The sequence below is a fragment of the Marinobacter sp. NFXS11 genome (assembly GCF_040148675.1).
GTDB lineage: Bacteria > Pseudomonadota > Gammaproteobacteria > Pseudomonadales > Oleiphilaceae > Marinobacter.
In genome coordinates this window covers 1,061,575-1,082,011 of sequence record NZ_JAGDDV010000001.1, presented here as the reverse complement: position 1 = coordinate 1,082,011, position 20,437 = coordinate 1,061,575, and the positions used below count along the sequence as shown (strand labels likewise).

Genomic DNA, 20,437 nt, shown 5'->3' with positions numbered 1-20,437 from the left:
AGAATGGCGTCTTTTATGATTCAAGGTGACGTAGTGACAACCAAACGAGTGTTGCCCGCAGAATGGGCGCCCCAGAGTGCCGTCATGCTGACCTGGCCCCACCCGGGAACCGACTGGGCAGGCTTGATCGACGAAGTTGAACCGGTGTTCCTCGACATCGCGAAAGCCGTACTCCCACACGAACACCTTGTTATCAGTTGCGAACACGTTGTCCGCCTGCAGGAGCTTGAACGGGACCTCAATCGCTACGCCCAGGACAATGGTTTTTCGGGCCGCGTAAAATCGGTTCCGGCGCCGGCCAATGACACCTGGGCCCGCGACCATGGACCAATCACCATTCTCACCGATGAAGGTCCGACACTGCTGGATTTCAGGTTCAACGCCTGGGGCGGAAAGTTCCCCTGGGAAAAAGACGATGCGTTAAACAATCACCTCTTCAATGCCGGCGTCTTCGGCACAACCGAGATGCAGCAGGTTGGTGTTGTGCTGGAAGGGGGTTCCTTTGAATCGGATGGTCAGGGCACTCTGCTCACCACCTCCGAGTGCCTGCTGACGCCCACCCGAAACCCGGCCATGGATCGCACGGCGATTGAACAGCTGCTTTCCGAGGTGCTGGGAGTCCGGCGGATTCTCTGGCTCAACCACGGCTATCTCGCCGGGGATGACACCGACAGCCACATCGATACCCTGGCCCGATTTTGCGCCCCGGATCACATCTGCTACGTGGCTTGTCCAGACGTGGCGGATGAACACTACAGCGCGTTGGCAGCCATGGAGGAGGAACTTCAGGAGTTCCGCCAGGCCGACGGCGCCCCCTACAAGCTGACGCCTCTGCCCTGGCCCGATGCCATTCATGATGAGGACGGTGAGCGTCTTCCGGCTACCTACGCCAACTTCCTGATCATCAATGAGGCGGTTTTGCTTCCCGTTTACGGCGTTGATCAGGATCAGGACGCCATCGCTGTCATGAAAGAGATCTTTCCGACACGAAAAATAGTGCCGATCAATTGCCGGCCCTTGATTCGTCAACATGGCAGCCTTCACTGTGTGACCATGCAAATTCCCGCCGGAGTAGTCAGTTGATGAGCAGTGAGTTGCGCAAAAGCGAAATCAATGTTGCCGCCATCCAGCAGGCCTGTAGCAGCGACAAGGCCGCCAGCCTCGCCACTACCGAGAAACTGGTCCGTGAGGCCGTTGCCAGTGGCGCCAACCTGGTGGTCCTCCAGGAACTTCACGCCACCCTATATTTCTGCCAGACCGAGGAAACGTCTGTTTTCGAGCTGGCAGAGCCGATTCCCGGCCCTACCAGCAAGCGCCTGTCTGACCTGGCCCGGGAACTGGGTATTGTGCTGGTTGGATCCATTTTCGAACGTCGTATGAACGGCGTGTACCACAACACCGCGGTCGTGTTTGAGAAAGACGGCTCCATGGCAGGGCTGTACCGTAAAATGCACATCCCGGACGACCCGGGTTTCTATGAAAAATTCTACTTCACGCCCGGTGACGCCCAGTTCAACGATGGCCGCAGCGGTTTCACGCCTATCGATACGTCTATCGGCAGGCTCGGCGTGCTGGTGTGCTGGGACCAGTGGTACCCGGAGGCCGCAAGGCTGATGGCCCTGGCTGGCGCCGAGATCCTGATCTACCCCACTGCGATTGGCTGGGATGTAACGGATGACCCCGATGAACAGGCGCGTCAACTGGACGCCTGGGTCACCGTGCAAAGGGGCCATGCAGTTGCCAACAACCTGCCAGTCGTCGCTCCGAACCGGGTAGGCACCGAACCCGACCCCTCCGGGCACAGCGACGGAATTCGTTTCTGGGGTAACAGTTTTATCTGTGGCCCGCAGGGCGAGTTGCTGGCCCGGGGCGATGACAGCTCCGAATGCATCCTTGCCGTCACCCTGGATCGCAACCGCAGTGAATCGGTTCGCCGTATCTGGCCGTATTTGAGAGATCGCCGAATAGACGCCTACGGCGACATCCTCAAACGCGTAAGAGACTGAGCCCCGAATGAAAAAACTGGTCGATACCGTAGTCAGTGAACTGAACCAGATACTCCTGGGCAAAGACCAACAGGTACGCCTCGCCCTCTGCGGGCTACTGGCCCGCGGGCACCTGCTGATTGAAGATATCCCCGGCATGGGCAAAACCACCCTTTCCCATGCCCTGGCCAAGGTGATGGGGCTGACGTACCAGCGCATCCAGTTTACCAACGACCTGCTTCCGGCGGATGTGCTGGGTTACTCCATGTACGACAAACAGGCCGGCAGCCTGGTATTCCATCCCGGCCCGATTTTTGCCCAAGTGGTGTTGGCTGATGAAATCAACCGGGCATCACCGCGAACACAGAGCGCCCTGCTTGAAGCCATGGAAGAACGCCAAGTGTCGATCGAGGGCGAGACCAGGCCACTGCCACATCCGTTCTTTGTGATTGCCACCCAGAACCCCATCGAACAGGGCGGCACCTATCCCCTGCCCGAGTCCCAACTGGACCGGTTCCTTATGCGTCTTCGCCTCGGCTATCCGGACCCACGGGCCGAGCGGGAGCTGCTGGAGGGCGAAGACCGTCGTGCCATGACCGAAAAGCTGCCGACCCTGCTCTCCCAGGCCGACCTGAAAACTCTGCAGGAGGGCGTTACCCGGATAACCGCCAGCCCGGCTCTTCTGGATTACGTGCAACGGTTGCTGGAACAGAGCCGGAGAATGCCCGGCCTTCTGTACGGGCTTTCGCCCCGGGCGGGATTGGGACTGGTGCGGGCCGCCAAGGCCTGGGCCCTGATGGAGGGGCGTCATCACGTGCTGCCTGACGACATCCAGGCCGTGTTCCCTGCAGTGGCAGCCCACCGTCTCGAACAGGGCGAGTCCGGCAAAAGTGCGGAAAGGGTTCGTCAGCTGTTGGCAACTGTTTCTGTGCTTGAGTAAATAGCAAGGTTTTATAAGCGGAATTGGCCAAAACGAATGGCAGACCGCGCCTTTCATGTTAGCCTTTGCTCCTTTCCCCGAAGCGTCTGGCCCTGAAACCGGGGCCCGGCAACGTACGGCTTTTTCAGTGAGAGAATTCCCAATGAGCGACACCAAACATTCCCGACTGATCATCCTCGGTTCCGGCCCCGCAGGTTACACCGCTGCCGTTTACGCAGCCCGCGCCAACCTGAACCCGACCCTGATTACCGGTATTGAAGTCGGCGGCCAGCTCACCACCACCACCGACGTCGACAACTGGCCCGGCGACAACGACGGCGTTCAGGGCCCGGAGCTCATGCAGCGCATGCTCAAGCACGCCGAACGCTTCGAAACCAGCATCGTCTACGACACCATCAACGAAGCCGACCTTCGTAACCGCCCATTCCGCCTCAAGGGCGATGGCGGCGAGTACACCTGCGACGCCCTGATCATTGCTACAGGCGCCTCCGCTATGTATCTCGGCCTCGAGTCTGAAGAGAAATTCAAAGGCCAGGGCGTCTCAGCCTGCGCCACCTGCGACGGCTTCTTCTACAAGAAGCAGAAAGTTGCCGTTATTGGCGGCGGTAACACCGCGGTCGAAGAGGCTCTGTACCTCTCCAACATTGCCGATGAAGTGACCCTGGTGCACCGCCGAGACAGCCTGCGTGCCGAGAAGATCCTCCAGGACAAACTGTTTGAAAAAGCCGAAAACGGCAACGTCAAGATCGTCTGGGACCACACCCTCGACGAAGTCCTGGGCGACGGCACCGGTGTCACCGGTATGCGCATCAAAAGCACCAAAGACGACTCCACCCAGGAAATGGACCTGGCCGGCGTATTCATCGCCATCGGCCACAAGCCGAACACCGACCTGTTCCAGGGCCAGCTGGACATGGAGAACGGCTACATCCGCATCCGCTCCGGCCTCGAAGGCATGGCCACCCAGAGCAGCATCCCCGGCGTATTCGCAGCCGGCGACGTAGCCGACCACGTCTACCGCCAGGCCGTCACTTCCGCCGGCTTCGGCTGCATGGCCGCCCTGGATGCGGAAAAGTTTCTGGATCAGCAAGACTGATTGTGATTCAGTAACAAAAAGGAACGCGAACTCAAAAGTTTGCGAAGGCCGGTGGGAGCCGCCTTCTGAAACTGTGCGGAGCCATGGATGGCGGAGCCAAGCGTACAAGGACGTATTCACAGCGTGTTTCAGAAGGCGGCTCCCACCGGCCTGAACTCTATAGGCCCGAAACATCGCAGTAATTGCCGGAGAAGGATGACCTCACTACCCTGGCTAGACCCGGACCAACTCTGGTTCCCCCCCGCCAACGAAGCCCTGGACGACCCGGACGGCCTTCTTGCCCTCGGCGGCGACCTTTCCACCGAGCGACTCATACTGGCCTACCGGAACGGCATCTTCCCATGGTACAGCGACGACCAGCCCATTTTGTGGTGGTCACCGAATCCGCGGTGTGTCCTTTTTCCCAACGAAATCCACGTGTCCCGCAGCCTGCGCCGAACCCTGAACCAACAACGCTTCCAGGTGACCGCTGACAGACACTTCGGACGAATCATCCGCCTGTGCGCCTCCACCCGTGCTGAAGGTACCTGGATTACCGAAGAAATGATTGCCAGCTACTCAGAGCTGCATCGCATGGGCGTCGCCCACTCCATCGAAATCTGGAACCAGCGTGGTGAATTGGCCGGTGGCATGTACGGACTGGCCATTGGCCGGTGTTTCTTCGGTGAATCCATGTTTTCTCTGGAAACCAACGCGTCCAAAGTTCTCATGGTTCACCTGGCGCACCAATTACAGCTCTGGGGCTACCGGGTCATGGACTGCCAGGTCGAGAGCCGGCATTTGCTGACCATGGGCGCACGGACTATTCCCCGGGAAGAGTTTTTATCTATACTCAGGATGAGCATCGATCAGAAACCGGATCAGACCGACTGGACCTTCCGATGGCGTTGGCCCGGGCCGGAGGAGTGAATGAGCAATCTCAGAACCCTGGTGTTTTTCGCGACACCGCCCCACGATTGCAGCTACCTGCCAGACCGCGAGGCCACCACCATGTTTGTGGATCCGCGGGCTCATATCGACAAAAAACTTTACAGCCAACTCACGGCTCTCGGCTTTCGCCGCAGCGGATCCCACTACTACCGCCCTCACTGTGAGCAGTGCAATGCCTGCATACCGGTTCGGTTGAAAGTTGATGATTTCAAGCCGGACAGAAGCCAGCGGCGGGTTCTCCGGAAAAACAAGGATTTGCAGTGCACCATGGTGCCCGCCACCTTTGCGGAAAGGTATTACCAGCTATACGCCAATTACATCGAACAAAGGCACAAGGACGGCGATATGTACCCGCCGACCCGGGAACAGTTCACCTCGTTTCTGGTGGAGGGTGCAACCGATTCCTGGTTTCTGGAAATCCACCAGGGCGACCAGCTGGTAGGACTGGCAGCCGTCGATCTTCTGGATGATGGCCTATCGGCCATCTATACAGTTTTCGACCCTGATCTGGAGGACCGCAGCCTGGGTACCTTCGCAATCCTCTGGCAAATTGAGGAAGCCCGCCGCAGGGGGCTTCCCCACCTGTACCTCGGTTACTGGATCAAGCAGTGCCGAAAAATGAATTACAAAACACGCTTCCGACCCATCGAAGCACTGAGAGACGGGCACTGGCGTGAACTGGACGCAGGCTAACTTTGCCAAACGCCGATAAATCAGGCAGAATTGCGCAATTTAGAATCACCAGAAGCATATTCAAACGAGGTTTCTACTGAATGCCGAAATCAGATGCCATTGAAATGGAAGGCGTTATTATCGATACCCTTCCAAACACCATGTTCCGCGTTGAGCTTAGCAACGGTCATGTTGTAACAGCCCATATCTCCGGAAAGATGCGCAAGAACTACATCCGCATCCTGACAGGTGACAAGGTCAAGGTTGAGCTGACTCCCTACGACCTGAGCAAAGGCCGGATCGTATATCGCGCCCGTTGATGCTCACGTGACATCTGAAAGCCCCTTCGGGGGCTTTTTTCGTCAGAGCACAAAAAAACCGCTGCCGGTCACCCGGGCAGCGGTTTTTCTTTAATCGAGCCTGTCTCAGACCGCCTCTGCAGGCTCGTCCTCGTAATCGAATACCAGCTCGTCATCCCGCAGGTGGATGAAGACATCCCCGCCCTTCTCTGACAAACGCCCGAACAGGATCTGCTCGGCCAGTGGTCGCTTGATCTTGTCCTGGATCAGACGGGACATGGGACGGGCACCCATGGTGACGTCGTAGCCCTTTTCGGCCAACCAGGCCTTCGCCTCATCATCCACATGCAGAACCACATGCTTCTCGTCCAGCTGCGCTTGCAGCTCGGTGAGGAACTTGTCCACCACGTGGGTGATGGTGTCGATCTGCAGGTCGCCGAACTGGATGATACCATCCAGGCGATTGCGGAATTCCGGTGTGAAGGTCTTGCTGATAATTTCCATACCGTCGGTGCTGTGATCCTGCTCGCTGAAGCCAATAGAGCGACGAGCCATGCTCTCGGCACCGGCATTGGTGGTCATCACCAGAATCACGTGGCGGAAATCTGCCTTGCGGCCATTGTTATCCGTCAGCGTGCCGTGATCCATGACCTGCAGCAGGAGGTTGAACACTTCCGGATGGGCCTTCTCGATCTCGTCCAGCAGCAGGACACAGTGCGGATGCTTGTTCACCGACTCGGTCAACAGGCCGCCCTGATCGTACCCAACGTAGCCGGGAGGCGCACCGATCAGCCGTGATACGGTGTGCCGCTCCATATACTCCGACATATCAAAACGTACCAGTTCGATACCCAGAACCTTGGCCAACTGCTTGGTTACCTCGGTTTTACCGACACCGGTCGGCCCTGCGAACAGGAAGGCACCCTCCGGCTTCTCTGGGGCCTTGAGTCCGGCGCGAGCCAGCTTGATAGCAGTGGCCAGCGATTCGATGGCCGGATCCTGGCCAAAGACCGTCATCTTCAGATCCCGTTCCAGGTTCCTTAGGAGATCCTTGTCGCTGGTAGACACGTTCTTCGGTGGGATACGGGCAATATTTGCAACCACATCCTCAATCTCGGTGACATCAACGGTCTTCTTGCGCTTGCCTTCTGGCTGCAGCCTCTGACGCGCGCCCGCCTCGTCAATGACGTCAATCGCCTTGTCCGGCAGGTGACGATCGGTGATGTAACGGTCGGACAACTCTGCAGCCACCCGAAGCGCCTTGTCGGTGTATTTGAGATCGTGGTGCTTTTCGAAATTCGGCTTGAGGCCCTTCAGGATCTGGTAGGTGTCCTCAACACTGGGCTCGTTCACATCGATTTTCTGGAAACGGCGCGCCAGGGCACTGTCTTTCTCGAAAATACCCCGGAACTCCTGGAACGTTGTAGAGCCAATGCACCGGATTTCACCCGAACTGAGCATGGGCTTCAACAGATTCGACGCATCCATCACGCCGCCGGAGGCAGAGCCCGCTCCGATGATGGTGTGAATCTCGTCGATGAACAGGATCGCATGGTTTTCTTTTTTGAGTTCGGCAAGCAGACCTTTCAAACGCTTTTCGAAATCGCCGCGGTACTTGGTTCCGGCCAGCAGGGCACCCAGATCCAGCGAGTAGACCACCGCATCGGAAATAATATCGGGAACCTGTCCGTCGACGATACGCTTGGCGAGCCCCTCCGCAATGGCGGTTTTGCCGACCCCGGCCTCGCCGACCAGCAGCGGATTGTTCTTCCGGCGGCGCACAAGGATCTGGACCACCCGCTCGACTTCGTGTTCACGGCCGATCAACGGATCAATTCGGCCCTGACGGGCCTGCTCGTTCAGGTTGGTAGCGTAGCTTTCAAGGGGCTTGGATTGTCCGCCTTCCTCGCCAGCCTCTTCGTGCGATGCCTGATCATGACTTTCCTGATCTTCGGCGCCCTGCACCCGGGAAATGCCATGGGAAACAAAGTTGACCACGTCAATGCGGGCAATGCTCTGTTTCTTGAGCACATACACCGCCTGGCTTTCCTGTTCACTGAAGATGGCTACCAGCACATTAGCGCCGGTTACCTCTTTCTTGCCCGAAGACTGCACATGGAACACAGCCCTTTGCAGGACTCGCTGGAACCCCAGTGTTGGCTGGGTCTCGCGCTCACTGTCGCTGCTCGGAATCAAAGGTGTGGTGGAGTCCACGAATTCGACAAGCTCTTCCTGAAGCCGCTTGAGGTCTGCACCACAGGCTTTCAGGACGCCCACTGCCGATTCATTATCCAGTAGGGCCAGCAACAAATGCTCCACAGTCATGAACTCATGACGCTTGTCCCGGGCATTCTTGAAGGCCGTATTCAGCGTAATTTCTAGATCTTTGCTCAGCATGGGCCACCCCAACGTCTATCAGTCCGCACGTTCAATCTCGCAAAGGAGCGGATGTTCGCATTCCGAGGAATACTGGTTCACCTGTGCCGCCTTTGTTTCCGCGATGTCCCGGGTATAAACCCCGCATACAGCTTTTCCCTGCGTATGGACGAGCAGCATCACCTGGGTCGCCTTTTCCTCGTTCATTCCGAAGAACGTCATCAACACTTCCACAACAAAATCCATGGGCGTGTAATCATCGTTCAGAAGCACCACCCTGTATTGCGCCGGACGCTTGAGAGCAGGCTTCTCGGGAGCAACGCTGAGGTCATCTTGTCGCCCCGGTTGTTCGTCCTCCCCCTGATTGAATACTAGTAGAGAATTTTCGATAGTCCGCATCATTCCTTACCGGTTTATCGGTGCTCCTGTTAAATGTGGATGTCCGCCCCCGGGTTTTCAAGCGGGGCATGAGATATTTATCAATACGAACATGATACCGCTTCCAGACTGCGTTCAACCACACATTCCCGGCATAGAAACTATTGACTCACCGCGATGATTGGTCGAAAGTTAAGTTGCAATGTAAAATAATGTAAATCCATGCAAGGTTTGTGTAACAGGATTCGGACCGACTGTGCGACGGCGCCGATAGGCACACAGAGAATCAACAAGAATAGAGACAGCAAAAGAACAGGGGAGTTCATCATGCCAAGAGGCAAGGTCAAGTGGTTCAACAATGCCAAAGGGTACGGATTCATCATCGAGGATGGCTGCAGTGACGACCTGTTTGCGCACTTCTCTTCGGTGCAAATGGACGGCTACAAGACCTTAAAAGCTGGCCAGGCCGTAACCTTCGACAAAAAGCCCAGCGACAAGGGCATTCACGCAGTCAACATCGTTCCCGACGAGTTGCCTGCCGGCAAGGCACAAACAGACGCCAGCAGCGACTCTGCCGGAAAATCAGACCAGCAGGAATCAGGCAGGGACGGCTATCCGCCCCGCGCAGTCAACGCCTGATCTGTCCTGGTAACGCAAAATCACACCCACCGGTCGTCTGCTGGTGGGCGTCTCTTTTTTTGCCCTTCAAAAAATTCCGGATAACAGGTTCCGTCGGACGCTGGCATTCGCCCAACTTTGCCAGCCTTCTTGTTTGCAGTACGCTGCACTCCTCAAAGACAGCGGATATCCGGGAAAAGACCTGCGCATGGCCAAACTCGTGCTTTTCAATAAACCCTTTCATGTTCTTAGCCAATTCACAGACGATGGCGCTTCCGGAAGTAAACCACCTCGCGCTACCCTGGCAGATTACGTGCGCATCCCGGGTATTTATCCGGCCGGACGTCTGGACTACGATTCCGAAGGCCTGCTCCTTCTGACCGCTGAAGGCTCCCTCCAACACCGCATAGCGTCACCATCACTGAAGATGCCAAAGACCTACTGGGTGCAGGTAGAAGGAAACATTTCTGAAGAAGCGCTGAGACACCTGGCTACCGGTGTGCAGCTCAAGGAAGGTCTGACCCGGCCGGCAAAAGCCGATAGAATGCCTGCCCCGGCGGTCTGGCCGAGAGTGCCTCCGGTGCGACATCGAGATAACATTCCGACGAGCTGGATTGAACTGACGATAACCGAGGGCAGGAACCGGCAGGTACGTCGAATGACCGCTGCCGTCGGGTTTCCGACACTTCGCCTGATCCGGTACCGGATTGGTGACTGGACCCTTGACGGCCTCGAATCCGGGGCGCATCGAACGGTCACCGTCAATCTACCCGCTTCACCAAAACCAACCCGCCGCGGCAACGCCGCTGGCGCCCGAACCAGGAGAAACCGGAAATCATGACCTGGACACCCCATGCTACCGTGGCCGTTATAGTCGAGGATGAAGCCGGCCGTTACCTGATGGTTGAAGAGGTCAGCGGCGGCAAGGTTGTTTTCAACCAGCCGGCTGGCCATGTCGAAGAAGATGAAGCCATTCTGGATGCCGTTCGACGGGAAACCCTTGAAGAGACGGGCTGGAACATAGAGCCCATACACTTCCTTGGCATTTACACCTACAAGGCTCCGGCCAATGGCGTTACCTACTATCGTTTCTGCTATACCGCGCGGGCTCGCGACCGGGCCACCGAACAGCTGGACGATGGCATCATTGCCGCCCACTGGCTAACCCTTGATGAAATCCGCGCGCTGGGGGACAAACTGCGCAGTCCGCTGGTCATCCAGTGCATAGAAGATTACCGAAACGGCCGGCAATACCCGCTGGACGTGGTGGTGGACGCGCAGACGGCGCCCTCGGAAAGATGATAAACTCGCGGTTTTTTAGCCGGTAACGAAGCTGTCATGACCAACGCACCCGAAGCCTCCTCTTCAAAAAGCAACGCCAGCACGCGCGTGATCGTCGGCATGTCCGGCGGCGTGGATTCTTCAGTGGCCGCCTGGCTTCTGAAAGACCAGGGCTACCAGGTTGAAGGCCTGTTCATGAAGAACTGGGACGAGGATGACGGCACCGAGTACTGCACGGCCATGACAGATCTGGCCGACGCGCAGGCCGTAGCCGATGCTATCGGCATCAAACTTCACACCGCCAGTTTTGCGGCCGAGTACTGGGACCGGGTTTTTGAGCACTTCCTCTCCGAATATCAGGCCGGACGAACACCCAATCCGGATATTCTTTGTAACAAAGAAGTGAAATTCCGGGCTTTTCTGGACTATGCCATCACCCTTGGCGCCGACTATATCGCAACGGGCCACTACGCCCGGCAACGGCCGATTCCTGGTTCCGCCGGCAAGGCCCAACTCCTGAAGGGACTGGATCCGAACAAGGACCAGAGCTATTTCCTGCATGCCGTCTCCGGCGACCGCATTGCGCGGACCCTTTTCCCGGTCGGCGAGCTGGAAAAGCCGGAAGTCCGCCGTATTGCCGAGCAGCAGGGTTTCGTTACCCATGATAAAAAAGACTCCACCGGCATCTGCTTTATCGGCGAACGCAAGTTCAAAGACTTCCTGAAGCAATACCTTCCGGCCCAGCCCGGCGATATTGAAACACCGGACGGCCAGAAAATTGGCCGGCACCAGGGCCTTATGTATCACACCATCGGCCAGAGACAGGGCCTGGGCATTGGCGGTCTCAGTGAATTCGGGGACGAGCCCTGGTATGTGGCGGAGAAAGACCTCAGCCGCAATGTGCTTGTGGCGGCTCAGGGCAAACACCATCCCCTGCTCTTTTCCCGTGGCCTGGTATCCGGCCCGATCGACTGGGTTGCCGGAGAGGCACCTGCTGGACGTTTCCGCTGCAAGGCCAAGACCCGTTATCGCCAGCCGGATCAGGATTGCCAGGTTCTGTTGATCGACGGCGGTGTCCGCGTCGATTTTGACGACGCCCAGCGGGCTGTCACACCCGGGCAGTCCGTGGTTTTCTATGACGGCGAGGTATGCCTTGGTGGCGGCGTTATTGAGCAGACCTGGCGTGACGACGAACCACTTCCAGACCGTCTGACCGGCACCCGTTCCGAGGAACAGACCGCATGAGCCGCACACTCAAGGATCAGACCCTGGCGTTGGCCGGGGTATTCCAGGCCGCCAACCTGGTCCAGCAGATTGCCCACAATGGCCAGTGCAATGAGGCCAGCCTCGAAACATCTATCCGATCCCTGTTTGCCACCAACCCCGAGAACACACTGGACGTCTACGGAGGCGAGCTTCGCGACATCCGCGAAGGCCTTGTCACCCTTTCCTCGGTTCTCAGCCAGCAGTCCCGGCAGCAGGACATCGAAGTACTGCGCTATGCCCTCAACCTGATCCAGCTAGAATCCAAACTGAATCGCCGCTCTGACATGCTGGACGTGATTGGCAGCCGCATTGATCAGGCCAGGCACACCGCCAGCCACTTCGGCTACACACACCCGAATTTGATCAGCAATCTGGCTTCCGTCTACGCCGATACCATCAGCACCTTTCGCCAGCGTATCCAGGTGAGCGGTAATGCCTCTGTGCTCCAGCGTGAGGAGAATGCCGCGAAAGTGCGGGCACTGCTGCTGGCGGGCATCCGCTCTGCCGTGCTCTGGCGCCAGACCGGCGGCCGACGCTGGCAACTGATCTTTGCCCGCAAGAAAGTGATCGGGCTGGCCGGCGAGCTGGCCGAAGAAGCCAATCGCTCCCTCTACCACTGACGGCGCTGATTCAGAGCCGGCGGTGGTGTATGATGTGCTCCCCTATTTTCTTTTGATCCGATTCTTTGATGACTTGAGAGGTTTTCGATGGAACTCACCGCCCTGACCGCCATTTCCCCGGTCGATGGACGCTATGGCAACAAGGTCAGCGTCTTCCGTGAAATTTTCAGTGAGTATGGCCTGATCAGGAACCGGGTGACCGTCGAGATCCGCTGGCTGCAGAAACTGGCCGCTCACCCTGGTGTGGCCGAGGTTCCCGCGTTTTCATCCGACGCCAACAGCTTCCTGGACCGCTTGGTGAGCGAGTTCAGCCTGGAAGATGCAGAGCGTATCAAGGACATCGAACGCACCACCAATCACGATGTGAAAGCGGTGGAGTACTTCATCAAGGAAAAGATCGCCGGCGTTCCTGAGCTGCACGCTGTCACGGAATTTGTTCACTTCGCCTGCACTTCTGAAGACATCAATAACCTCTCCCATGCACTGATGCTTCGAGAAGGCCTCGACCACGGCCTGCTGCCGGCCATGGACCGCGTTGTCGACAAGTTGGCCCAGCTTTCCCATGACCACGCCGAACAGCCGATGCTGTCGCGCACTCACGGCCAGACGGCCTCGCCCACGACCGTGGGCAAAGAGCTGGCGAACGTCGTTCACCGTCTGCGGCGCCAGGTGAAACAGATCCGGGAAACCGAGCTGTTGGGCAAGATCAACGGTGCCGTGGGTAATTACAACGCCCATCTCTCCGCCTATCCGGAAATCGACTGGGCCCAGAACGCACGGGAGTTCATCGAGAGCCTCGGGCTCAACTGGAACCCTTATACCACCCAGATCGAGCCGCACGATTACATTGCCGAGCTGTATGACTCTGTCGCTCGCTTCAACACCATCCTGATCGACCTGGACCGTGACGTCTGGGGCTATATTTCCCTCGGCTATTTCAAGCAGAAAACAGTGGAAGGCGAAGTGGGCTCTTCGACCATGCCCCACAAGGTCAATCCCATCGATTTCGAGAACTCCGAGGGCAACCTTGGCATCGCCAATGCACTGTTCAGCCACCTCTCCGCCAAACTGCCGATATCACGCTGGCAGCGGGATCTGACCGACTCCACCGTACTGCGTAACCTGGGTGTTGGCTTTGCGCACAGTTTGATTGCCTACGAAGCCACCCTCAAAGGCCTGGGCAAACTGGAAATCAATCCAGCCCGACTGGATGAAGATCTGGACCATGCCTGGGAAGTGCTTGCCGAGCCGATCCAAACGGTGATGCGTCGTTACAATATCGAAAAGCCCTATGAAAAACTCAAGGCATTGACCCGCGGCAAGGCAATGACGCCGGAAGTAATCAAGAATTTCGTTGAGAGCCTCGACATTCCGGAGCAGGCCAAGGCCGAACTGATGGCTTTGACGCCGGGCCGTTACATCGGTAACGCAGTCGATCAGGCACAAAACATCTGAAACCGGGAGTAACCCATGGACATGCTTGGCGGACTAACACCCTCTGAATTTCTGCGGGACTACTGGCAGAAAAAGCCGCTGGTTATCCGTCAGGCGTTTCCCGACTTCCAGTGCCCGGTCAGCGCCGATGAACTGGCCGGCCTGGCCTGTGAGGAGGGCGTGGAGTCGCGGATTGTGATCGAAAATGACGATGGCAAGCCCTGGCAGCTCCACAACGGCCCCTTTTCGCCGGACCGGTTCAGCAGCCTGCCCGAACAGGACTGGACGCTCCTGGTGCAGGGGCTGGACCATTGGGTGCCCGATATTGCAGATTTGCTGGAGCACTTCCGCTTCATCCCCAATTGGCGCCTGGATGACATCATGGCCAGTTTTGCCCCGAAAGGCGGCAGCGTTGGCCCCCATTACGACCAGTATGATGTATTCCTCCTCCAGGCCCAGGGCCACCGCCGGTGGACGTTTGGAGGCCATTGCGATCATACCTCCCCCCGCGTGGAAGGCACTCCGCTGCGCATTCTGAGCAGCTGGGATGGCGAAGAAACCGTTACTCTGGCACCCGGTGACATGCTGTACCTGCCGCCGGGTATTGGCCACCATGGAGTGGCCGAGGATGACTGTATCACGCTGTCGGTGGGCTTCCGTGCACCCACCGTGGATGACATTCTGACCGGATTTACCGATTTCCTCTGCAGCCAGTCCGATGCCTCGGATCACCTGAACGATCCGGATCTGAAGGTACAGGACAATCCGGGCACGATTCAGCCGGGTGTGGTTGACCGCCTCGAGACCGTGATCCGGGAAAAACTTGAGGACCGCCGGCAACTGGCCCTCTGGTTTGGCCAGTTCTCAACGGCGCCCAAGAGCATGGATATTGTCGTGCCCGCGGAGGAGCCAGCGTCCACCGGAGACGTCGCCGAAGCAATACACGCGGGCGAGCAGCTGCGCTGGAACGAAGGCTCCCGTTTCGCCTACTACGAGTTTGCCAGCGAAACCGCCCTGTTTGTGGACGGCGAGCAGTTCCTGCTCAAGGGCGATGCCCAGCCGCTTGCTCCGCTTCTGTGCTCGGGAGCCCGCGTCGATATGCCAACCCTCGCCCGGCTCTCCGAAGACGAAGCATTGCTTGGGCTTCTGACCACGCTCTACAATCAAGGCTCGGTTTACTTCGAATAGGCGTTATGAGCATCCGGTTTCGCAAATACAGCTGGCAACTGGCCCCGGCATCCATCCGGGATATCCGCCAGCAGGTGTTTATTGAGGAACAGAAAGTTCCGCCGGAGCTGGAGTGGGATGAAACCGACGAAATTGCCGATCACTATCTGGCAGTGCTGCCAGACAATACCCCGGCAGGCGTGGCACGACTGTTTTCAACCCTGGAAGAAACCGGCCACATCGGTCGCATGGCGATCCTGCCCCAGTACCGCGGACAGGGTATCGGGGAGGCATTGCTCAGGCACCTGATCGCAGAATCGGCTGACCGTTTTGCCGAGCTCAGGTTGTCTGCCCAGGAGCACGCCATTCCTTTTTATCAGCGGTCAGGCTTCCATGTCTGTTCGGGCGTTTACGACGACGCCGGCATTCCCCACTTTGACATGCGTAGCCTGGCGCCGGGACTCGCTGCCGAGGGCCTTGGCTCCCGGGACCGGCCGATGATTCTGGGCAGCGACACGGACTCCTGGCTGTTTGATACCGAGGCCAGGCTACTGGGCTTGATGGATTCGGTGGTTGGCCAGGCCGGCCAGCGCATCTGGCTTTATGACCGCCTGCTCGAACATGATCTGTATGACCGGCATCGTTTCCGGGAGCTGATCTCCGCCCTGGCCCGTCGGCACCGGCTCAGCGAAGTCAGGCTGCTGATCCATGACGACAAGCCGCTGGTGAAACGTCGACACACACTGGTCGAACTGATGCGCCGACTGCCGAGCCGCATGGAACTTCGACTGGTCAACGAGGACTACCCGGTTGAGGACCAGCCCTTCATTATTGCGGACCGTGAAGGCGTGGTGTACCGACATGATTTCTACAAGCCAGAGGGTTTCGCCAAGTTCTCGGACGGTGGCCGCGTAAAGCTCTTGTCGGAAAACTTCCAGCGCATGTGGGATGCGGCCCGCCCTTCCCTGGAGCTTCGGGAACTACCGCTCTGAGTGATGGGCCTGGGGCGCGTCCGGCGCTTCGAACCTGGCCCCGAACGGAGCAAACTCGGTATCCACCTCCGTAGCCACCTCAGCAATCAGTTTGCGCAGCCATTGATGGTCCGCGTTGTGCTGCAACAGAGGGCTCCAGGCCATTTTCAGCTCGAACGGTGGAATCTCGAACGGAGGCACCTTGACCACAAGATTCGGGTTGTCTTTCTGCAGCCAGGCTGCCCGGGATGGCAGCGTGGCAATCAGGTCATGCTGCTCGGCCAGCAGCATCGCAACCTGATAGTGACGGGTGAAAACGGAAATCTGACGCTTGCGCCCCATTCTCGACAGCGCCTCATCAACCCAGCCCAGCCGCTGGACATCCTTTGGGTTTACACCAACACCAACACCAAACCCGGTCTTGCTGACCCAGATATGGCTGGCGTCCAGATAGGTGTCCAGCGTGAAGGGCTCCTTCAATACCGGGTTACGGGCGTTCATCAGGCAGGCAAAATACTCGGTCCAGAGGGTCTTCTGATGGAAAGACTGGGGGATCTTGTCGAACCGGTTGATCGCCATATCCAACCGCCCCTGCTCGACATCCAGGAAGCTGACATCACTGGGCGTGAGCACATCCAGGGTGACGTGCGGCGCTTCCTGACGGATCCGCCTCAGAACTCGGGGCATCAGGCAGGATTCGGCATAATCACTGGCCATAATCCGGAACACGCGCTGGCTTTCAAGAGCCGAAAACGGTGTCTTATCTTGCACGGCCTGCTCAATATCCGACAGGATTCCCCGCACCAGCGGTTGTAATTCACGCGCGCGCTCCGTGGCCGTCATACCCTCACTGGTTCGCACCAGGAGCGGATCACTGAATAGATCCCGCAACCGCTTCAAACCATTGCTCATGGCAGGCTGGGTAATACCCAGGTGGTTCGCTGCCTTGGTCACATTCCGCTCGCGCAGCAACACATCCAGGTACACGAGCAGGTTCAGATCAACACGGGAAATATCCACAAAAACTCCGGAACGCCAGAACAACAGGAAAAGCGAGGCTCATTCACGAGAGCAATATACATGATAGCGAGGATTCACGTAATCAATCAGCAACACGAACTTTCACATTTGAAAACGGATCTGGAGCGGTATTTCTGCTAGTCTTTCGGATACTTGCTGAATAATATCGGTGTTTTGAGGCCGGTTTGTACACCCGCCATCATTTGATCCTGAAGCCGGAGTCGTTACTGACAAAATGGATACCACTACGATCGTCCTTCTGCTGGCGGCCATCGTTACCGTCTCGATTGTCATTATTGTGCTCAGCCAGATGCGGGAACGCGCCCGCATTGAACGGGCGCGCAAGATTACCGCTCAGGAAGACGCCTATAACAGGGCCAATCGCCTGCTGACCGAAATTCCCGGCCAATACCTGACAGCGGATCTGAAGCTGCTTCTGATTAAACGCATGGAAGAAGCGTGCGCGGAGTTGGCCGGCCTGAAGTCGAACCTGCCGGTCAAGGAATGGCAGAAGTCCGCTGCAGAACTGAAAACACAGATCGTTGAAAAGCGCGACACCACCACGCCAGTCAAGATTGATTCCGCGGAAAAGTCGAATTACGTCAAGGAATTGCTTCAGAATCTGTTCAAGATGATTGAAGCCATGCACAAGAGCGGACGGATTGATTCGGCCACCGCCAAGAAAAACCTCAAGTATGTGCTCTTCCTGGTCCACAAGACCCACGCGGACCTGCATGTGTTTCAGGCCCGGGACCATGTTCGCCAGAACCAGATCCGGAAGGCCATTCATGCCTATCATCTGGCCAGTACCGAAATGGGCAAATCCCGCGACAATCCCCTTGCTATGAAGGCAGTGAAAAGCTTCCGGACGCGCATTCAGGAACTTGAGGCCATGAGTGCAGAGGGTAAAGAAAGCCCGCAAGGAGAATCCAAACTGGACCGTGAGTGGGATACGTTTCTCCACGACGACGAGTGGAAGAAAAAGGCCGATTACGACGACTGAAGGTACCGAACGGGTCGCTTTAAAGGGCCCGTCAACAGGGACAGTGCAAACCCGTGAGCAACGGCTTCAAACAACGGCTTTCTTATCGACTGACTCGAGACACGGTACTGGTTGCCATGGCCCTCGGGCTGGTGCTGAATGTGGCCCAGATTACCCTGGACTACTTCAGCGCGAAGGATTCTATGGAGAAGGAAATCCATGCGCTGATCGATATCAGCAACAGCCCTGCTTCCCAGATTGCCTACAACATCGACGTCCGTCTGGCGGAAGAATTGCTCGACGGCCTACTTCGCCATCCCGCTACCATTGATGCCAGAATTACCGATAATGACGACGAGACCATGGCAGCATCCAGCAAGAGCAGCCCGGTCTCGCCCTATCGCTGGGTCAGCGATCTGCTGTTCGGCCCGGATCGCGTGTTTCGACAGGAACTCCGGGTTCCGCAGCTTGAGGATCTGCCACTTGGGCATCTGATCGTCACCATTGACACCTATCATTATGGGGCGCTCTTCCTCCAACGAGCCGGATACACTCTGATCAGCGGGCTACTGAAAAGCCTGATCCTGTCTGCCGCACTTCTTGCCATTTTCTATTTTGTGCTGACCCGTCCCATGCTCAATGTGATCAGCGCACTGAGCCAGGTTCGGGCTACCTCTCCGGAAAAGGTCAGGCTTCCGATCCCGGCAAACCATCGGGAAGATGAGATCGGGACCATGGTAGGTATCATCAACCAGCACCTCGAAACCATCGATTCGAGCCTTGCACAACTCCGGCACGCCGAGAGTGCCATGAAAAACTACTCCAGCCAGCTTGAGCAGGAGGTGGCCGACCGGACCCGGGAAATCTCCGAAAAGAACGACGCTTTGCAGCGTGGCAATCGCGCCCTGGTCAAAGCCAAGGAAGATGCAGTTCGCCGGGCACGGGCACGGGCCAATTTTCTGGCAAGCATGAGCCATGAGATCCGGACTCCGCTCAATGGTGTTCTCGGGATGCTAGGCCTGGCACTTGAGGGCGAGCTGGAGTCTGCCCAGCGCAACAGGATAGAAATCGCCCTGAACGCCGGTGAAAGCCTGCTCGGGCTGTTGAACGACATACTGGACATCTCGAAAGTGGAGGCCGGCAAACTCAGCCTGGAAAACATTCCCTTCAGTGTCCGACACCTGATCGAAGAGTGCGCGACACTCCATGCCCAACAAGCGCGCCGCAAGCGTATTCACCTGGTCACCGAAATCGATCCGGATCTGCCTGAAGACTTTCTGGGGGATCCGACACGGGTACGCCAGGTGCTCAACAACCTCCTGAGCAATGCCATCAAATTCACGGACGAAGGCAGCGTGAAATTAAAGGCAGCCTACTCCGGGGGTAGCTTGAGAATCGATGTCGTAGACACCGGGATCGGTATGTCTACCGAGGGCCTGCACCGGATTTTCTCACCCTTCTCCCAGGCTGATGCCGAGACCACGCGGCTGTATGGGGGAACCGGTCTCGGCCTGACGCTCTGCCGTCAACTTGTCGAACGCATGCATGGCCAGATTCTGGTGGACTCCCGGGAGGGCAGCGGCACACACTTCACCGTTACCCTGCCCCTGCCGTTTCATGAAGCCAGCGAAGATCATGATCTGCCCCGCTTGGATTCCCGGCTCAAGGACATTGGTATAGCGATGGCAATACCACCGGACAACCCACATCGGTCTGCAATCGAAGCCCAACTTCGCAAGTGGGGCATCCCGATACGCGGCGCGAGCAGACACCCGGATGGAATTTTGCTTGCTCTTGCCAACGCAGGGGATGAAGAAACCCTGGCATTCGCCGGCAACTGGCAAGGCGCCGGCGTCGTGCTTGTGGACTTTTCCGGCACCCTGCCCCCCGCCCTGGGGCAGCAACAGCTGCTCTCGCTGCCATTGCGACGGGATGAACTGCTACGCTGCCTCCTTCTGGCTGCAGGGCTGGTGAAAAGCGACGAACAACCTGCTAACGCCGTGGAAGACCATGAGCAAACCGACACAGAGGCTTCCTTGGCAATCCTTCTGGTGGAGGACAATCAGGTCAACCAGATGGTGGCCGTCAGCCTGCTCAAGAAACTCGGCCATCGCACAGATCATGCAGAGAACGGCCTCAAAGCCATACAGGCACTGGAAGACAACCACTATGACCTGGTGCTGATGGATTGCCAGATGCCGGTTATGGACGGCTACGAAGCAACACAGAGGATTCGGCAAAACCCGGAATGGAAAGACCTGCCGATCATCGCTGTTACCGCGAATGTGATGCAGGGCGACCGCGAGGACTGCCTTGCCTCAGGCATGAACGACTACATTACCAAGCCGTACAAGCGCGAAGAGCTCCGGACGGTCATCGACCGCTGGCGCCCCGCGATTTGA

At 57.6% G+C, this 20,437-nt stretch carries 20 protein-coding genes; 17 read left to right on the top strand and 3 right to left on the bottom strand.

Going from position 1 to position 20,437, the window contains the following annotated elements; all coding sequences use genetic code 11:
- The first annotated feature begins 33 nt into the window (after positions 1-33).
- From J3362_RS05085 to infA, 7 genes are all read left to right on the top strand, one after another.
- Positions 34-1,083 (top strand): agmatine deiminase family protein, encoded by a 1,050-nt coding sequence (locus J3362_RS05085; protein WP_349518405.1) that lies wholly within the window; start codon positions 34-36, stop codon positions 1,081-1,083.
- The gene (locus J3362_RS05080; RefSeq protein ID WP_349518404.1) at positions 1,083-2,006 is read left to right on the top strand and encodes a carbon-nitrogen hydrolase; all 924 of its coding nucleotides are present in this window, start codon (positions 1,083-1,085) and stop codon (positions 2,004-2,006) included. Before J3362_RS05085 ends, J3362_RS05080 begins: the two co-directional genes overlap by 1 nt.
- 7 nt (positions 2,007-2,013) lie before the next feature.
- Positions 2,014-2,925, top strand: a complete 912-nt coding sequence (locus tag J3362_RS05075; RefSeq protein WP_014577419.1) for an AAA family ATPase — start codon at positions 2,014-2,016, stop codon at positions 2,923-2,925.
- Positions 2,926-3,067: 142 nt separating this feature from the next.
- Positions 3,068-4,021: a thioredoxin-disulfide reductase gene (gene trxB / locus J3362_RS05070; protein ID WP_008169196.1), complete on the top strand. Its 954-nt coding sequence runs from the start codon at positions 3,068-3,070 to the stop codon at positions 4,019-4,021.
- A 195-nt stretch (positions 4,022-4,216) separates the two neighbouring features.
- The gene (gene aat / locus J3362_RS05065) at positions 4,217-4,930 is read left to right on the top strand and encodes a leucyl/phenylalanyl-tRNA--protein transferase (protein WP_349518403.1); all 714 of its coding nucleotides are present in this window, start codon (positions 4,217-4,219) and stop codon (positions 4,928-4,930) included.
- Positions 4,931-5,644 carry an arginyltransferase gene (locus J3362_RS05060; protein WP_349518401.1) on the top strand — a complete coding sequence of 238 codons (714 nt, stop codon included), beginning with the start codon at positions 4,931-4,933 and terminating at the stop codon, positions 5,642-5,644.
- Between the two features lie 80 nt (positions 5,645-5,724).
- The gene (infA, locus tag J3362_RS05055) at positions 5,725-5,943 is read left to right on the top strand and encodes a translation initiation factor IF-1 (protein WP_008169200.1); all 219 of its coding nucleotides are present in this window, start codon (positions 5,725-5,727) and stop codon (positions 5,941-5,943) included.
- Between the two features lie 105 nt (positions 5,944-6,048).
- Here infA and clpA read toward each other — a convergent pair whose 3' ends face one another.
- Positions 6,049-8,319, bottom strand: coding sequence for an ATP-dependent Clp protease ATP-binding subunit ClpA (clpA, locus tag J3362_RS05050; protein WP_349518399.1), 2,271 nt, complete (start codon positions 8,317-8,319; stop codon positions 6,049-6,051).
- An 18-nt stretch (positions 8,320-8,337) separates the two neighbouring features.
- Entirely contained in the window at positions 8,338-8,697 is a 360-nt protein-coding gene (gene clpS / locus J3362_RS05045; protein ID WP_349519250.1) for an ATP-dependent Clp protease adapter ClpS, read from the bottom strand.
- Positions 8,698-9,003: 306 nt separating this feature from the next.
- On the opposite strand from clpS, the gene J3362_RS05040 reads away from it, so the two are divergent.
- The 8 genes from J3362_RS05040 to J3362_RS05005 all read left to right on the top strand — a co-directional run bounded on the left by J3362_RS05040 (position 9,004) and on the right by J3362_RS05005 (position 16,054).
- On the top strand, positions 9,004-9,315 hold the full coding sequence (locus J3362_RS05040; RefSeq protein WP_349518398.1) for a cold shock domain-containing protein: 312 nt from the start codon (positions 9,004-9,006) through the stop codon (positions 9,313-9,315).
- A 187-nt stretch (positions 9,316-9,502) separates the two neighbouring features.
- Complete coding sequence (locus J3362_RS05035; protein ID WP_349518397.1) at positions 9,503-10,135, top strand: pseudouridine synthase; 633 nt, start codon at positions 9,503-9,505, stop codon at positions 10,133-10,135.
- Positions 10,132-10,596 (top strand): NUDIX hydrolase, encoded by a 465-nt coding sequence (locus J3362_RS05030; protein ID WP_349518396.1) that lies wholly within the window; start codon positions 10,132-10,134, stop codon positions 10,594-10,596. Before J3362_RS05035 ends, J3362_RS05030 begins: the two co-directional genes overlap by 4 nt.
- A gap of 36 nt (positions 10,597-10,632) precedes the next feature.
- Positions 10,633-11,820 (top strand): tRNA 2-thiouridine(34) synthase MnmA, encoded by a 1,188-nt coding sequence (mnmA, locus tag J3362_RS05025; RefSeq protein WP_349518395.1) that lies wholly within the window; start codon positions 10,633-10,635, stop codon positions 11,818-11,820.
- Positions 11,817-12,461, top strand: coding sequence for a high frequency lysogenization protein HflD (hflD, locus tag J3362_RS05020; RefSeq protein WP_349518394.1), 645 nt, complete (start codon positions 11,817-11,819; stop codon positions 12,459-12,461). Before mnmA ends, hflD begins: the two co-directional genes overlap by 4 nt.
- Before the next feature lie 87 nt (positions 12,462-12,548).
- A complete protein-coding gene (purB, locus tag J3362_RS05015) occupies positions 12,549-13,916 on the top strand; it encodes an adenylosuccinate lyase (protein ID WP_349518393.1) in 1,368 nt (455 codons plus the stop codon).
- A gap of 15 nt (positions 13,917-13,931) precedes the next feature.
- Positions 13,932-15,083, top strand: coding sequence for a JmjC domain-containing protein (locus tag J3362_RS05010; RefSeq protein WP_349518392.1), 1,152 nt, complete (start codon positions 13,932-13,934; stop codon positions 15,081-15,083).
- Positions 15,084-15,088: 5 nt separating this feature from the next.
- Entirely contained in the window at positions 15,089-16,054 is a 966-nt protein-coding gene (locus tag J3362_RS05005; protein ID WP_062782559.1) for a GNAT family N-acetyltransferase, read from the top strand.
- On the opposite strand, the gene J3362_RS05000 is transcribed toward J3362_RS05005, so the two are convergent.
- Positions 16,043-17,053 carry a LysR family transcriptional regulator gene (locus J3362_RS05000; protein WP_039882066.1) on the bottom strand — a complete coding sequence of 337 codons (1,011 nt, stop codon included), beginning with the start codon at positions 17,051-17,053 and terminating at the stop codon, positions 16,043-16,045. The genes J3362_RS05005 and J3362_RS05000 overlap by 12 nt on opposite strands.
- Positions 17,054-17,288: 235 nt before the next feature.
- Here J3362_RS05000 and J3362_RS04995 point away from each other — a divergent pair, with 235 nt between their 5' ends.
- A complete protein-coding gene (locus tag J3362_RS04995) occupies positions 17,289-18,056 on the top strand; it encodes a hypothetical protein (protein WP_349518391.1) in 768 nt (255 codons plus the stop codon).
- A 53-nt stretch (positions 18,057-18,109) separates the two neighbouring features.
- A complete protein-coding gene (locus J3362_RS04990) occupies positions 18,110-20,437 on the top strand; it encodes a hybrid sensor histidine kinase/response regulator (protein WP_349518389.1) in 2,328 nt (775 codons plus the stop codon).

Bases quoted from the DNA above. Each gene is read 5' to 3' on its own strand.
- J3362_RS05035 (WP_349518397.1), top strand. From the start codon at position 9,503: ATGGCCAAACTCGTGCTTTTCAATAAACCCTTTCATGTTCTTAGCCAA.
- J3362_RS05010 (WP_349518392.1), top strand. From the start codon at position 13,932: ATGGACATGCTTGGCGGACTAACACCCTCTGAATTTCTGCGGGACTAC.
- mnmA (WP_349518395.1), top strand. From the start codon at position 10,633: ATGACCAACGCACCCGAAGCCTCCTCTTCAAAAAGCAACGCCAGCACG.
- J3362_RS05075 (WP_014577419.1), top strand. From the start codon at position 2,014: ATGAAAAAACTGGTCGATACCGTAGTCAGTGAACTGAACCAGATACTC.
- J3362_RS04995 (WP_349518391.1), top strand. From the start codon at position 17,289: ATGGATACCACTACGATCGTCCTTCTGCTGGCGGCCATCGTTACCGTC.
- J3362_RS05040 (WP_349518398.1), top strand. From the start codon at position 9,004: ATGCCAAGAGGCAAGGTCAAGTGGTTCAACAATGCCAAAGGGTACGGA.
- trxB (WP_008169196.1), top strand. From the start codon at position 3,068: ATGAGCGACACCAAACATTCCCGACTGATCATCCTCGGTTCCGGCCCC.
- clpS (WP_349519250.1), bottom strand. From the start codon at position 8,697: ATGCGGACTATCGAAAATTCTCTACTAGTATTCAATCAGGGGGAGGAC.
- J3362_RS05060 (WP_349518401.1), top strand. From the start codon at position 4,931: ATGAGCAATCTCAGAACCCTGGTGTTTTTCGCGACACCGCCCCACGAT.
- J3362_RS05080 (WP_349518404.1), top strand. From the start codon at position 1,083: ATGAGCAGTGAGTTGCGCAAAAGCGAAATCAATGTTGCCGCCATCCAG.
- aat (WP_349518403.1), top strand. From the start codon at position 4,217: ATGACCTCACTACCCTGGCTAGACCCGGACCAACTCTGGTTCCCCCCC.
- hflD (WP_349518394.1), top strand. From the start codon at position 11,817: ATGAGCCGCACACTCAAGGATCAGACCCTGGCGTTGGCCGGGGTATTC.
- J3362_RS05005 (WP_062782559.1), top strand. From the start codon at position 15,089: ATGAGCATCCGGTTTCGCAAATACAGCTGGCAACTGGCCCCGGCATCC.
- J3362_RS05030 (WP_349518396.1), top strand. From the start codon at position 10,132: ATGACCTGGACACCCCATGCTACCGTGGCCGTTATAGTCGAGGATGAA.
- purB (WP_349518393.1), top strand. From the start codon at position 12,549: ATGGAACTCACCGCCCTGACCGCCATTTCCCCGGTCGATGGACGCTAT.
- clpA (WP_349518399.1), bottom strand. From the start codon at position 8,319: ATGCTGAGCAAAGATCTAGAAATTACGCTGAATACGGCCTTCAAGAAT.
- infA (WP_008169200.1), top strand. From the start codon at position 5,725: ATGCCGAAATCAGATGCCATTGAAATGGAAGGCGTTATTATCGATACC.